Here is a 12,775-nt window from a genome sequence, read left to right on the forward strand (position 1 = left end):
GTCGAGGTCGACTGATCGCCTTGACAACTCCCGACCTGGGATACCTTGACCGCATGACCTCAAGATGGATCCCGCCAGTCGGGCTCGTCATCGTCGGCGCCTCCCTGCTCGCCTGCAGCAGCCCCGCGGGGGATCCGGGCCTCGAGATTCCGGTCGGCTTCGAACTTGAGGATCTTCACTTACCCGACGTGTGGATCTCGACGCCGGTACAAGGCGGGACCGACTGCGGTACAGGCCCGCTTCACGATTGCTGGACCGTCGACATGCTCATCGAATCAGACTGCGACGGATACGTATTGCTTGGTTTTGAAGAGTACAGGGCTGAAGGGGCGGTGCTCGAAAGATACGAGCGCCTGGCCGCACGCACGTCCGGTCCCGGAGGAACGGAGACATTCAGTTGGAGTTCGGAGTTTTTCAATAGCGATGTCATCGCCAGCATCTCCGTTACCAAAGCGGAATGCGTTGGAAAGATTTAGAAAAGCGGATGGCCCTGTTGGAGCCAGACCCCAATGAAGCTAAACAGGCGCGAGCCGCCCAACCGGCGCGCGGGCCAATGACACTCAGGGCTGGGCAGCGTAACGTCTTACACCTTGGTTGGGTTGATCGGACAGGAGCAACGATATGAAGATCGCCGCAGCTTGCGTCGCAGCAATCGGAGGCGTCAGCGGATCCACCGCTGGGGAGTGCGCGGCAAAGGCGACGGTCTCATGACGACTCAACGCGTCCGCGGCACTGCGCTCGAGCGGACGATCGTCGTGGCAATGATCCTCGTCGGCGGGGCGCTGCCAGTCGCCGCCAACGCGCCCCTGTTCCAGGACGTCGTGTGGGTCTTCTGGCTCGCAGCCCTCGTGCTCATGCTCGGCGCGCTGACTCTGGTGCTGCGCATCATCTGGCGCGAACGACGCTCCCGCGAATCCTAATTCCGGATCCCAGAACCCGTCCCGCCCACTCACTCAGTGGCGGGGCGGTTCACCGTTCGCCTACCCCGCAATCCCCCGCAGCAACCGCACCACCGTCTCCTCGACCCGCTCCGCACTCAACGGCTGCCCGATCAACGCGGAGTACGACGCCATCGCGATGAACTGGTCCGCGATCGCGGCGGCATCCACATCCGCCCGCACATCCCCGTCGGCACGCCCGCGCGACACCCGCTCGGCCACCCACTCGCGGATCGGCGACGCCAGCCGCTCGTTCAAGACCAACCCGAGCTCGGGATCAGCCGCCGTCACCTCGATGAGCGCCCGAGCCAGCGCGACGCCCTCGGGTCGAGCCAACCCGTCAGACATCGCCGAGAACCACGCCCGCAGATCCGCCCCGAGGTCGGCCGTAATCGGCACCGCGACATCCGACCCTGGCACTGATCCTTCGAGCAGCGCCTCACCGAGGATCGCGGCCTTCGACGGCCACCACCGGTAGATCGTCTGCTTCGAGACCTCCGCCGACTCGGCGAGCCCCTCGATCGTCACGGCCTCATACCCGTCTGCGGCGAGCGCGCGCCGCATCGCCTCCAGCACGGATTGACGGGCTTTTTCACTACGAGGACGGGGCACCTTTCGAGCGTACTCAGGCGTACACTGGAATATAAGTAGACGCACCGTTGCGAAACTCGAACAAGGAGAAAGAGCATGGCCCTCACCGCACACTCCACCATCGGCGACTGGATGAACGACCCGACCGGCGGGCCCCTCATCCGCGCACTCTTCGAGCAGACCGGTGCCGACCCCGAACTCCTCACCCCCGTGCTGGGCCTGCCCCTGCAGCAGCTCGTCGCGATGAGCCAGGGCCAGCTCCCCCAGTCGGTCGTCGACGACCTGGTGCGCGCGGCCAACGGCGGCGAGATCCCCGAAGACGACGAGTCCGAGGGCTGGAACGAGAAGGTGACTGCCGGCCGCTTCGCCGGCAAGACCGTGATCGTCACGGGCGCCGCCTCCGGCATCGGCAAGGCCACCGCCTCCCGCATCGCCCGTGAAGGCGGGCGCGTCATCGCCAGCGACATCGCCGCCGAGAAGCTCGACGCTCTCAAGTCCGAGCTCCCGGATGCCGACATCGTCACGGTCGCCGGCGACCTCACCAAGCAGGAGGCCATCGACGCCGTCATCGCCGCCGCGGGCGACCGCATCGACGGCCTCGCGAACGTCGCCGGCATCAACGACGACTTCTCCCCCGCGGGCGAGACCCCGGATGCCGTCTGGGACCGCGTCATCGCGATCAACCTCACCGCTCCGTTCAAGCTCATGCGCGCGGTCATCCCCGTCATGGAGGCCGCCGGTCGCGGCGCCATCCTCAACGTCTCGAGCGAAGCCGGCCTGCGCGGAAACTCCTCCGGCAACGCCTACACGGCCAGCAAGCACGGCATCATCGGCGTCACCAAGTCGGCCGCCTTCATGTACGGGCCGAAGGGTATCCGCGTGAACTCCGTCGCCCCGGGCGGCGTCGCCACCGGCATCCCGATGCCCCCGAACATGTCCGAGTACGGCTCCGGCCGCCTGGCTCCGTTCCAGCAGGCGATCCCGACCGTCGCGACGGCCGAGCACCTGGCGGCATCCATCACGTTCCTGCTGTCGGACGACGCCGTGAACATCAACGGCGCCGTCCTCGCCTCCGACGGCGGATGGTCGGTGCAGTAACCCGCACCCGCGAAACCAACGCCCCCGCCGACCCGAACGGCGGGGGCGTTTCGCGTTCCGAGGCAGGCTCTTTCGGCACGCCCCGATGACTGCCGTGCCCGCCTCGCGGCGGAGCGATGTCTACGAGTAGGTCAAGCCGAAGAAGGTGGACCCGAGCATGAGGGTCAGGACGGCGACGATCGCGCTGACGGCTCTCACCCACGCCGTTCCGCGGCGCACGGCGACCACACCGGAGAGGACCGCAGCGATCATCGTCGCGAAACTCAGGTAGCGGATGGTGAGATCCGGCAGTGCCGCCGCTGTCGCGATGCCCGCAAGAAGTGCGAGAGCGGCAGCGACCGCTGGGACCACGAGACGGCTCCCCACGTGCGGTCGGGTGCGGATGACCCCACTCCTCTGCCCTGAGACACTCATGCTCACTCCCCCCATCAGCCTGACAATCGACGCGGCCAGGATCCCATGTCGTCGGCGCGGTGGCAACAGGCGGTCATGGTGGGACGCCGAGGGCTCCGCACCCTATCGACCCGGATGCAAGGGGGCTGAGGCCCGCACTCGTCGCCCTTACACTCGACCGCATGCTGAAGCTCGCATCGATCGTGATCCGCGTCACGGATCTCCCCGCACAGGCCCGCTTCTGGAAAGCGGCCCTCGACTACGTCGAACGCGACCCGGCGGAAGACGACTGGGTCGTGCTGAAACCCCGCGACGCCGACGCCCCGTGCATCGCCCTCGACGCCCACCGCTCCGAACGCGTGCTGCCGCCGCGCATCCACCTCGACATCTACGCCGAGGATCAGGCCACCGAAGTGCGCCGGCTCACCGAGCTGGGCGCCCGCGAGGTGCACTGGGACAACCGCCCGGCCGACGCCGACTACGTGATCATGGAAGACCCCGAAGGCAACCGGTTCTGCATCGTCGACCGCCCCGACTGGTCGGGATGGGAGCGCGACTGACGACCGCTCAGACCGCGGCGTCGGGCACGGTCTCGTCCACGACCGCCGGCGTCCGATCCCGCTCCACGAGCATCCGCACCACCGTGCCGACGACGCCGATCACGAGCGCCACGATCACCGGCTGCCACACCTCGGCGAGCACCATCGGGAACACCCCCACCGACGCCCTCATCATCTCGGGAACGTCGCCGTCGAGCACCCGCATGCCGAGTCCGTACTGGATCGCCGTGAACAGCGCCGGTACGACCCACACCGCGAGGAGACCGACCACCCAGACCACGATCCGCCAGGCCGGCCGCACTCCACACCACACCAGCGCCGCACCGACGACGATCGCCGGCAGCCAGGGCGACAGATAGGGCAGGAACACCGGCGGGAATGCGTCGCCTGTGACGGCCAGGAAACAGCGGCCCACCCAGTTGGCGAACGGCACCGCCGCGAGCACGACGCCGAGAGCGACAACGCCGACCGAGCGCCGCGATGTCATCCAGAAGCCCAGCTGCGCGAGGAGAATCGCCGCGACCACACCGCCGAGGAGCCCGGCGAAGTAGAGCGTCACCCGACTGTCACCACCGCGACCGAGCCCGAGCCCGCCGGCCAGCACCGCGAAGCTCTGCACCACCGCGATCACGTGCGCGAGCAGCACCCCGAGCGCCGCGGGCCACACGGCGATCGCACGACGGCGCGCCACGAAGTGCACCGTGAACCCGGCGAAGACCCCGCCGAGCAGCAACAACGAGAAGAGCAGCGTCACGAAGTACTGACTCAGCGGCAGCAGCACGAACGGCATGTCCTCCGGCATCGTCGCCGACGCCCAGAGGTTCTGCAGCGGAAGGATGCCGCCGCCGATCAACCACGGCAGAATCCCCAGCACACCCCCGCCGACGCCGATCGCGAAGGGCAGGGCGCGAGCGCGCGCATCGACGGGTGGCGATATTTCGGTCATGGGGAGACCCTGCCAGACGGAGCCCGCCGCTCAGGGAAGGCGCGACCGAATCCTCGCGCAGACGACGGCACCGCCGCCTGCCGATCCGGCCTCTGCTCAGACCTGGCCGGGGCGACCGTCCCGCGCCATCGCCTGCCGATGCGAGGTGAGCGCCGCACGCACGGCCGAGTAGATCACCAGCCAGGTGATGAGGACGCCGATGAGGATCACGGCAGACCAGAACAGGATGATGAGGAGGATGCTGTCGCCGAACATGGCCTCAGGATGCCGCAGTCACGCCGCCCCGGGCGTCAGACTCCCCGCATCCGCTGCACAGCCGCCCGCACCAACGCCGCATTCCCCGGCGCACTGCTGCCGTCGGGAAGCAACAGAGTGTCTTCCAAGCCGATCCGCGAATCCAGGCCGAGCTCGACCGCGAGGTCGAACACCGGCCACGTCGAGCCCTCTTCACCGTGCAGCAGGATGGGCAGGTCGGGCTCCTCGAGCGACACGTGCGCGATCATCGCCTCGGCGTGCTCACGAACGGTCTCGGTCGGCTCGTCGGGCAGCTCGATCAGCACGCGCAGGCACCGGTCGCGCACGGGCGAGCGCTTCCACACCTCGAAGCCCGCCGCATCCCACAACCCCGCCTCGACCGCCACCCCACGCCGCAGCAGCAGGGCCGCCACCTCGTCGGCACCGGATTCATGCCAGTTGACGGATGCGTGGTCGGGCAGCTCCGTCCACGACTCGATCGCGGCCAGACGACGCTCGACGGCGGGCTCGGCCCACTCCCCGGTCGTCACTCCGACCGGCACGCCCGGCGCGGCTTGACGGACAGCCCACACCCACCGGGCCACATCGTCGGCGGTCAGGCTGTCGCGCCCTGCCGCGTCCTTCGGGTGCACATGCACCTCGCGCGCACCGGCTGCCACGGCCCGTGCGGCATCATCGGCGACCACGCCGGGGTCGAGGCTCAACCACGGATGCTCCGCGGGATCCCTGGCGCCGTTGACACATGCCTGCAACAGCATCCGCCCCTCGGAACCGGCTGCGCGCGCACCCTCGGACGGCACGCTCATCCGATCAGGTCGCGCGGGTGCCGCTCGTACGCGCTCTCGTCCTTCGAGGGACCCTCTTCGGTGCGCACCGTGTGCGCGACCTGGCGCGCCATCGCCGCACCACGAGCGGCCTTCACCGCATCGGCCTCGGTCTCGAAGCTCGCGCCCAACGTCTGCGATTCACCCTCGATGCGGTTGAACCAGATGCCATTGCGATGGAAAGTCTCGATATCACCTGCGGCCATGCGGGATCCCTTCTCTCGACTTCCTTTCTACGGCACACGACCGACACCCGCAGAGCCCCTTGACACCCTCCGCAGACGTGTCCGATGCAGTCGCCTCAGCCGCCGAAGCCGGCCCGCCGCACCGCATCGCCCATCGCCGCGAACGCCTCTTCGAGGATCGGGCGCGGGGTCGCGAACACGACCCGGACGAAGCCCTCCGCACCGTGCCCGAGCAACCGGCCTTCGGTGAGCACGACCCCGGCCTGTTCGCGGAAGAACTCCGCCGGCGGACCGGGGATGCCGAGCGCGCGGGTGTCGATCCAGCCGATGTACGTGGCATCGGGCACCCGGTACACGGTGCCGGGCAGATGCTCCGCCACGAGTGAGGTGAGCTTCCGCCGCGACCCGTCGAGGTACTCGAGCACGTCCGACAGCCAGGGCTTGCCCTCGCGATACGCGGCCGTCGAGGCCACGACGCCAAGGGTTGACGCCCCATGCTGCACCGCGAATCCGAACCGTTTGTACAGCTGCTGATCCGCATCGTTCGAGGTGATGAGCTGCGCGGTCTTCAGCCCCGGGATGTTCCACGCCTTCGACGCGCTCGTCCCCGTCACGGTGTGTGCGGCCGTCGCCTCCGACACCGACGCGTACGGGACGAAGGGCGCCCCGTCGTAGCGCAGCGGCGCGTGGATCTCATCCGCGAACACCCGCCCGCCGTGCCGCTCGACGACCTCGGCGATCGCCTCGAGCTCTTCCCGACCGACGATCGTTCCGGTCGGGTTGTGCGGGTTGCAGAGCACGAGCGTCCGCGCCCCCGCGGCGAACGCCTCGTCGATGCGCTGCAGGTCGTGCTGCCAGCGTCCGTCGACCTCCACACCCGGAACCTCGATCACCGGATGCCCGATCGCCGGCAGATATGTCAGGAACGGCATATAGGCCGGAGTCGGCACGATCACCGGCGAGCCAGCGGGTGCATACTCCTGCACCGCGACCCCGAGTGCGGCCATCACATCCGACACCGGGTGCACGCGCTCCGGGTCGACGGCCCACCCGTACTCGCTCTGCATCCACCCCGCCGTGGCCTCGCCCAGCTCCGCGGCCTGCGGCGGTGAGAGGTATCCGAGGTTCTCATCGTCGACCGCCCGGTGCAGCGCCGCGGCGATCTCGGGCGCGACGCCGAAGTCCATCTCCGCCACCCACGCCCCGATACGACCGGGGTGCAGACTCCACTTCCGGCTCTGCGGCCTGTCGAGGAACAGGCGGGTGCGTTCGTCGAACGGATGCGGGGAGGCGTGTGCGGTCATGGTCGTGGGTTCGCGCCAGCTCAGCCGACGGCATCCGTACAGGACAGGCGCGGGGCACGGATCTCGGGCACGGGAAACTCCATTCACAGCGGGGTCCGACCAATCTACGGACGCCCCGTCGCGGTCGCACTTCGCGTTTCCGTCCGTGACGGAGGGCGCGGCATCCCGCGACGGCCCCGCGGATCGCGGAGCCCGCTGGTAACGTTCCCTAGATCGCAGGCATGACACCTCGGAGGGCAGTGATGAGCGAACGAGCGCGCCGCCCGACCGTGAAAGAGGTCGCGACCCGAGCGGGCGTCAGCCCCATGACCGTCTCGCGCACGCTCTCGGGCGGACTCAACGTCAAACCCGACGTGCAGCAGCGCGTCATGGAAGCCGTCGCCGAACTCGGCTACCACCGCAACGAGAACGCCCGCAGCATCCGTCCCGGCCACAGCAGCGGACTCATCGGCGTCGCGATCACGAACATCGCCAACCCGTACTACAGCACCTTCGCGCTCGGCGTCGAAGAGGAGGCCGCGCTCACCGGCCGCCGCATCCTGCTCGGCAACACGTCGGAGGATGCCGCGCGCGAAGCCGACCTCGTCGGCGACTTCCTCGGCCGCCGAGTCGACGGACTCATCGTCGTGCCCGCCGGACCCACCTCCGCCCACCTCGCGCACTCGCAGAGCCAGGGCGTACCCGTGGTCCTCGCCTCGCGCCGCATCGACGGACTCGCGGTCGACAGCGTCGTGCTCGCCGACGACGACGGCGCGCACCGCGGCACGATCGCGCTCATCGACCACGGCCACACCCGCATCGGCTACCTCGGCAATGCGCTGTCGATCTTCACCGGTGAGCGCCGCTACGCCGGCTTCGTGCGGGCACTCGAAGAGCGCGGACTCGCCGTCGACCCGAGCATCGTCGCCGCGAACCAGCAGACCGTCGACCAGGCCCGCGAAGCCACCCGGGCACTGCTCGACCTCGAGCATCCGCCCACCGCCATCTTCTGCGCGAACAACCGCAACGCCATCGGCGCGCTCAAGGAGATCAGCGCCCAGCTCAACGCCGGGTCCCGCGCCGCGGCCGACTTCCCCGAGATCATGAGCTTCGACGACTTCGAGCTCGCCGAGCTGTCGCCCGTGCCCATCAGCGTGATCGACCACGACCCCCGCGAACTGGGCCGCACGGTCACCCGCCTGCTGCTCGACCGCCTCGACGGCGGGGACCGGGACGCCGCGCCGCGCGAGGTCGAGCTCCCGGTCTCGCTCCGCAGCGTGCGCTGACCTCCTCCGCGCCCAGGCACCTCCGTCCGGGCACCCGCTCCATCCGGACACCACTTGCATGACTCCACGCCGGATGCATGAGTGATTACCGACGCACTGTCATGCAGGTGGCCGCGGGGTCATGCAGGTGCGCTGATGAGGTGTCGCTCCGCTCCGTGCGCTGAGCCCGGAACTCCCCGCATCCGGCCGGGTGTTGACACCCTCACATCCCGTTGATAACGTTACCAATCATCGACGAGGCGGTCGGATGAGGCGACGAGGAGGCCGGATGGAGCTGTGCATCGATTTCGGGGGCACCAAGATCAAGCTCGCCGTGATCGACGGCAACCGTGTCGTCGCCTCGGGCAGCATCCCCGTGCTCGGCAGCCCGGCCGACCTGGCCGCCGCCGCCGCCGAAGCCCGCCGACTCCTGACCGAGACCACGGGCCCCGCGGATGCCGTGGGCATCGCCGTCCCGGGCGTCGTCGACCCGACCAGCGGACGGATGCTGCACGCCAACGCGAAGTACGACTTCCTCGAGGGCCTCGACCTGAACAGCTGGGCGCTCACCGAGTTCGGTCTCTCCGCCGCGGTCGAGAACGACGCCAGGGCCGCCCTGATCGGCGAGACCTTGACGGGCAGTGCAGCCCGCGAGGGCGATGCGGTGCTCGTCACCCTCGGCACCGGCATCGGCACCGCGGCCATGATCGACGGCCTGCCCCTGCGCGGACGCACCGGGCACGCAGGCATCCTCGGCGGACACCTCACGGCCGACCTCGACGGCCCGATATGCCCGTGCGGGAACATCGGCTGCGGCGAGGCGCTGGCGAGCACCTGGGCGCTCCCCTCCGGCACCACCATGACCGAGGTCTTCACGACCGACGCGCACCCCGGCATCCGCGACCGCTTCCTGCACGTGTGGGGCGCGGTCGTCACCTCGCTCGTGCACTCGTACGACCCGGCGGTGGTGATCCTGTCCGGCGGGATCCTGCGCGCGGGCGATGCGGTCCGCGCCCCGATCGAGGCCCACGTGCGCGCACACCTCTGGCCCTCGATGACGCCGCCGCTCTTCGTCGTCCCACCCGATCCCGAACTCTCCGTCGCCCGCGGACTCAGCGTCCTCGCCCGCGCCACGACCATTCACACCGCCACACCGCAGGAGGAACAGTGACCACCCCGATCAGCGACATGCACGAAGGGCACACGACCCGAGGTCGCTACGACACCCAGCCCACCGTGGCGCTCCCTCCGGGCGAGCGCATCCTCCGCGGCGCCGAGGGTTGGACCGCCGCCGCCGAGCTGGCCGAGGCCTGCGCCCGCGTGACCGGCACCGCCCCCGTGCTGCTGGTGGATGCCTACCCGGGAGTCGATGTCCCCGCCCTCACGACCGCCGTGCGCGACGCCCTGCCGGACTGGACCGTGGTCGACGTCGAGACCGCGGCCCGCCCGGTCGCCGAGGTCGAGCAGCTGATCGCCCCGAACCTCACCGACGACCGCGTCTTCGGCGTGATGAGCCACTTCACGCTGACCGACTTCTACGACGCCGCGAAGCTCGACGCCCTCGCCGGCAGCATCACGCAGAGCCCCACCGTCGTGATCGGCTGGGGTTCCGCGCTCCTCGCCCCGCGCCTCGACGGCGCCGCAGCGACCGTGCTCGTCGACATGGCCCGCTGGGAGATCCAGCTGCGCCAGCGCAAGGGCGCGACGAACTGGCGCGCCGAGAACGCCTCGGAAGACAACCTGCGCAAGTACAAGCGCGGCTTCTTCGTCGAGTGGCGCGTCGCCGACCGGCACAAGCGCAGCCTGTTCGACACGGTCGACTTCGTGCTCGACGGCAACGCGATCGCGCCGGCCGAACAGCATCCGGACTCCCCCGAAGCCGGCATGATCACCGGCACCGCATTCCGCCAGGCACTGAAGGATGCGGCGCACCGGCCGTTCCGCGTCGTGCCGTTCTTCGACCCCGGAGTCTGGGGTGGACAGTGGATGAAGAACCTCATCGGCCTCGACCCCTCGAAGGACAACTACGCGTGGTGCTTCGACTGCGTGCCCGAGGAGAACTCGCTGCTGCTGGAGGGAGAGGGCGGCGTGATCGAGATCCCCGCCCTCGACCTGGTCTTCCGCCGCCCGGTCGACCTGCTCGGCGCGAAGACGTTCTCGCGCTTCGGCGCCGAGTTCCCGATCCGCTTCGACTTCCTCGACACGATGGACGGCGGCAACCTCAGCCTGCAGGTGCACCCGCTGACCGACTACATCCAGAACACCTTCGGCATGCACTACACGCAGGACGAGAGCTACTACATGCTCGACGTCGGCGACGACGCGGTGGTGTACCTCGGCACCAAGGAGGGCATCGACCGCACCGAGATGCTGCAGGATCTGGCGACGGCGCAGGACGGCGAGCATCCGTTCCCCGCCGACAAGTACGTCAACTCGTTCCCGGCCCGCAAGCACGACCACTTCGCCATCCCGGCCGGCACCGTGCACTGCTCAGGCGCGAACTCGATGGTGCTGGAGATCTCGGCGACGCCGTTCATCTTCACCTTCAAGCTCTGGGACTGGGGCCGCGTCGGCCTCGACGGCATCCCCCGCCCCGTGCACCTCGACCACGGCGCCCGCAACATCCAGTGGGACCGCGACACCACGTGGGTCGGCGACAACCTGATCGACCAGGTGCAGACGATCCGCACCGACGGCGACGTGATCGAAGAGAGCACGGGCCTGCACGAGCTCGAGTTCATCGAGGTGCGCCGGCACTGGTTCACCGGCGGCGCCGACCACGACACCGAGGGCACGGTCAACGTGCTCAACCTGGTCGAGGGGGATGAGGTGCAGGTCGTCAGCCCGACCGGCGCCTTCGAGCCCTTCGTCATCCACTACGCCGAGACGTTCATCGTCCCGGCCGCCGTGGGGGCGTACCGGATCGAGCGCACCGAGAACTCGCGCAGCGCCCGCTTCGCGACCGTCAAGGCCTACGTGCGCGGCTCGCGCACGAGCGACAACTGAACACGGAAACCGCACACAGCAACCCGAACGCAGCACCCGCAATGACGCACCATCCGCGAGGATCCCGCGAGGGAATCCCTTGCACCGCACTCATCACCTTGGTAGCGTGAATCCAGATTTATGGTAACGATACCAAACGAACAAGGGAGTTCTGAATGATTTCGCGACGCACGATCGCCGCTGCCGCGGCCGGTCTCCTCCTCGGCACCCTGGCCCTCGCCGGGTGCTCCGGCGACTCCGGATCCGGAGACGCCGGCGAGGTGACCGGCACGCTCAACTTCTACACCGACAAGGCGGCGTGGAAGCCCGACTTCGAGTCGCTCAACGAGGTCAGCGGCGAGGCCGTCGACATCACCCTCAAGACCACCGGCTACTCGGATGCGAACCAGTACGACGCCTTCATCAAGCAGTCGTTCCGCACCGACAAGTCGCCCGGCCTGTTCACCTGGCACACCGGCGACTCGCTCAAGCAGCTGGTCGACGAAGGCCTGGTGGCCGAGACCACCGACATCTGGACCAAGGCCGTCGACGAGGGCTGGGTGAGCGAAGACCTGCGCGACAGCTACACCTTCGACGACAAGCAGTACTGCGTGCCGATGAACATCGCCTACTGGATCATGTTCTACAACAAGGCCGCCTTCGCCGACAACGGCATCGAGGTGCCCACCAGCTGGGACGAACTGAACGATGCCGCCGAGACGCTGAAGGATGCCGGGGTCACCCCGTACTACCAGACCAGCGTGCTCTTCACGTTCCAGTGGTTCCAGCACCTGGTCGCCTCGACCGACCCCGACCTGTACGCCGGGCTCACCACGGGCGACGTGAAGTACACCGACCCCGAGATCGTCGACGTCATGAACGTGTGGCTCGAGGAGCAGGAGGCCGGCTGGTTCAGCGACGCGGGCAGCACCACCGATCCCGCGGTCGGCCTCAAGCAGGGCGACTACGCCATGATCAACTTCGGCACGTTCTTCGCGGGCAACCTCGAGGGCGCGGGCATGACCACCGACGACTACGGGATGTTCGCGATCCCGGCCGTCAACGACGACCTCGACGCCACCCCGGTCGCCGTGGAATCGGGCCCGATCTGCACCGCCGAGAACTCGAAGCAGCGCGACCTCGGTCTCGCCTACGCCGAGTGGTGGATGTCACCCGACGCGCAGACCGCCTGGAACGACGCCCACGGAGACGTGGCGTTCAACCCGAAGGCGAAGGTCGCGGACCCCGCTCTCGCCGAGCTGGGTACCACCATCGCCGGCGACGACTACATGCTGTACGACCGGTTCTTCGAGGCGATGCCGACCGAGATCGTGACCACCGCGATCGAGCAGTTCGGCGCCTTCAACGCCAACCCCGGCGACCCGATGCCGTTCCTGGAGAAGATCCAGGCCACGGCTGACAAGTACTGGGCAGAGCAGGAGTAAGCGTCGG

15 protein-coding genes are annotated in these 12,775 nt (G+C 68.7%); 8 read left to right on the forward strand and 7 right to left on the reverse strand.

The window, feature by feature from the left end:
* Nucleotides 1–53 precede the first annotated feature (53 nt).
* Nucleotides 54–476 (forward strand): hypothetical protein, encoded by a 423-nt coding sequence (locus tag ACIOTO_RS05895; RefSeq protein ID WP_400857013.1) that lies wholly within the window; start codon nt 54–56, stop codon nt 474–476.
* 231 nt (nt 477–707) lie between these two features.
* Nucleotides 708–920 carry a hypothetical protein gene (locus tag ACIOTO_RS05900; RefSeq protein ID WP_400857014.1) on the forward strand — a complete coding sequence of 71 codons (213 nt, stop codon included), beginning with the start codon at nt 708–710 and terminating at the stop codon, nt 918–920.
* Nucleotides 921–980: 60 nt separating this feature from the next.
* Here the strand turns inward: ACIOTO_RS05900 and ACIOTO_RS05905 are convergent, their stop codons facing one another.
* Entirely contained in the window at nt 981–1,550 is a 570-nt protein-coding gene (locus ACIOTO_RS05905) for a TetR/AcrR family transcriptional regulator (RefSeq protein ID WP_400857015.1), read from the reverse strand.
* Nucleotides 1,551–1,625: 75 nt separating this feature from the next.
* On the opposite strand from ACIOTO_RS05905, the gene ACIOTO_RS05910 reads away from it, so the two are divergent.
* Nucleotides 1,626–2,627, forward strand: coding sequence for an SDR family NAD(P)-dependent oxidoreductase (locus ACIOTO_RS05910; RefSeq protein WP_400857016.1), 1,002 nt, complete (start codon nt 1,626–1,628; stop codon nt 2,625–2,627).
* A 120-nt stretch (nt 2,628–2,747) separates the two neighbouring features.
* Here ACIOTO_RS05910 and ACIOTO_RS05915 read toward each other — a convergent pair whose 3' ends face one another.
* Nucleotides 2,748–2,978 carry a hypothetical protein gene (locus tag ACIOTO_RS05915; protein ID WP_372467963.1) on the reverse strand — a complete coding sequence of 77 codons (231 nt, stop codon included), beginning with the start codon at nt 2,976–2,978 and terminating at the stop codon, nt 2,748–2,750.
* A gap of 224 nt (nt 2,979–3,202) precedes the next feature.
* On the opposite strand from ACIOTO_RS05915, the gene ACIOTO_RS05920 reads away from it, so the two are divergent.
* Complete coding sequence (locus tag ACIOTO_RS05920) at nt 3,203–3,580, forward strand: VOC family protein (RefSeq protein WP_400857017.1); 378 nt, start codon at nt 3,203–3,205, stop codon at nt 3,578–3,580.
* Between the two features lie 7 nt (nt 3,581–3,587).
* On the opposite strand, the gene ACIOTO_RS05925 is transcribed toward ACIOTO_RS05920, so the two are convergent.
* The 5 genes from ACIOTO_RS05925 to ACIOTO_RS05945 all read right to left on the reverse strand — a co-directional run bounded on the left by ACIOTO_RS05925 (nt 3,588) and on the right by ACIOTO_RS05945 (nt 7,094).
* Nucleotides 3,588–4,526 carry a hypothetical protein gene (locus ACIOTO_RS05925; protein ID WP_400857018.1) on the reverse strand — a complete coding sequence of 313 codons (939 nt, stop codon included), beginning with the start codon at nt 4,524–4,526 and terminating at the stop codon, nt 3,588–3,590.
* A 96-nt stretch (nt 4,527–4,622) separates the two neighbouring features.
* Nucleotides 4,623–4,781, reverse strand: a complete 159-nt coding sequence (locus ACIOTO_RS05930) for a hypothetical protein (protein ID WP_156027153.1) — start codon at nt 4,779–4,781, stop codon at nt 4,623–4,625.
* A 35-nt stretch (nt 4,782–4,816) separates the two neighbouring features.
* Complete coding sequence (locus ACIOTO_RS05935) at nt 4,817–5,587, reverse strand: 3-keto-5-aminohexanoate cleavage protein (protein ID WP_400857019.1); 771 nt, start codon at nt 5,585–5,587, stop codon at nt 4,817–4,819.
* Nucleotides 5,584–5,811: a DUF2188 domain-containing protein gene (locus tag ACIOTO_RS05940; protein WP_029263966.1), complete on the reverse strand. Its 228-nt coding sequence runs from the start codon at nt 5,809–5,811 to the stop codon at nt 5,584–5,586. Before ACIOTO_RS05940 ends, ACIOTO_RS05935 begins: the two co-directional genes overlap by 4 nt.
* Nucleotides 5,812–5,906: 95 nt before the next feature.
* On the reverse strand, nt 5,907–7,094 hold the full coding sequence (locus ACIOTO_RS05945) for a MalY/PatB family protein (protein WP_400857020.1): 1,188 nt from the start codon (nt 7,092–7,094) through the stop codon (nt 5,907–5,909).
* Nucleotides 7,095–7,336: 242 nt separating this feature from the next.
* On the opposite strand from ACIOTO_RS05945, the gene ACIOTO_RS05950 reads away from it, so the two are divergent.
* The 4 genes from ACIOTO_RS05950 (at nt 7,337) to ACIOTO_RS05965 (ending at nt 12,768) form a co-directional block, all read left to right on the forward strand.
* Nucleotides 7,337–8,359, forward strand: a complete 1,023-nt coding sequence (locus tag ACIOTO_RS05950) for a LacI family DNA-binding transcriptional regulator (RefSeq protein ID WP_400857021.1) — start codon at nt 7,337–7,339, stop codon at nt 8,357–8,359.
* A gap of 268 nt (nt 8,360–8,627) precedes the next feature.
* Entirely contained in the window at nt 8,628–9,509 is an 882-nt protein-coding gene (locus ACIOTO_RS05955; RefSeq protein WP_400857022.1) for an ROK family protein, read from the forward strand.
* On the forward strand, nt 9,506–11,344 hold the full coding sequence (locus ACIOTO_RS05960) for a class I mannose-6-phosphate isomerase (RefSeq protein WP_400857023.1): 1,839 nt from the start codon (nt 9,506–9,508) through the stop codon (nt 11,342–11,344). Before ACIOTO_RS05955 ends, ACIOTO_RS05960 begins: the two co-directional genes overlap by 4 nt.
* A 155-nt stretch (nt 11,345–11,499) precedes the next feature.
* Entirely contained in the window at nt 11,500–12,768 is a 1,269-nt protein-coding gene (locus ACIOTO_RS05965) for an ABC transporter substrate-binding protein (RefSeq protein ID WP_400857024.1), read from the forward strand.
* Nucleotides 12,769–12,775 lie beyond the last annotated feature (7 nt).

Source organism: Microbacterium sp. NPDC087592 (genome assembly GCF_044743585.1).
GTDB lineage: Bacteria > Actinomycetota > Actinomycetes > Actinomycetales > Microbacteriaceae > Microbacterium.

Coding starts and splice junctions, on each gene's coding strand:
- ACIOTO_RS05925 (WP_400857018.1), bottom strand. CDS start 4,526: ATGACCGAAATATCGCCACCCGTCGATGCGCGCGCTCGCGCCCTGCCC.
- ACIOTO_RS05940 (WP_029263966.1), bottom strand. CDS start 5,811: ATGGCCGCAGGTGATATCGAGACTTTCCATCGCAATGGCATCTGGTTC.
- ACIOTO_RS05945 (WP_400857020.1), bottom strand. CDS start 7,094: ATGACCGCACACGCCTCCCCGCATCCGTTCGACGAACGCACCCGCCTG.
- ACIOTO_RS05935 (WP_400857019.1), bottom strand. CDS start 5,587: ATGAGCGTGCCGTCCGAGGGTGCGCGCGCAGCCGGTTCCGAGGGGCGG.
- ACIOTO_RS05895 (WP_400857013.1), top strand. CDS start 54: ATGACCTCAAGATGGATCCCGCCAGTCGGGCTCGTCATCGTCGGCGCC.
- ACIOTO_RS05950 (WP_400857021.1), top strand. CDS start 7,337: ATGAGCGAACGAGCGCGCCGCCCGACCGTGAAAGAGGTCGCGACCCGA.
- ACIOTO_RS05910 (WP_400857016.1), top strand. CDS start 1,626: ATGGCCCTCACCGCACACTCCACCATCGGCGACTGGATGAACGACCCG.
- ACIOTO_RS05965 (WP_400857024.1), top strand. CDS start 11,500: ATGATTTCGCGACGCACGATCGCCGCTGCCGCGGCCGGTCTCCTCCTC.
- ACIOTO_RS05920 (WP_400857017.1), top strand. CDS start 3,203: ATGCTGAAGCTCGCATCGATCGTGATCCGCGTCACGGATCTCCCCGCA.
- ACIOTO_RS05955 (WP_400857022.1), top strand. CDS start 8,628: ATGGAGCTGTGCATCGATTTCGGGGGCACCAAGATCAAGCTCGCCGTG.
- ACIOTO_RS05900 (WP_400857014.1), top strand. CDS start 708: ATGACGACTCAACGCGTCCGCGGCACTGCGCTCGAGCGGACGATCGTC.
- ACIOTO_RS05930 (WP_156027153.1), bottom strand. CDS start 4,781: ATGTTCGGCGACAGCATCCTCCTCATCATCCTGTTCTGGTCTGCCGTG.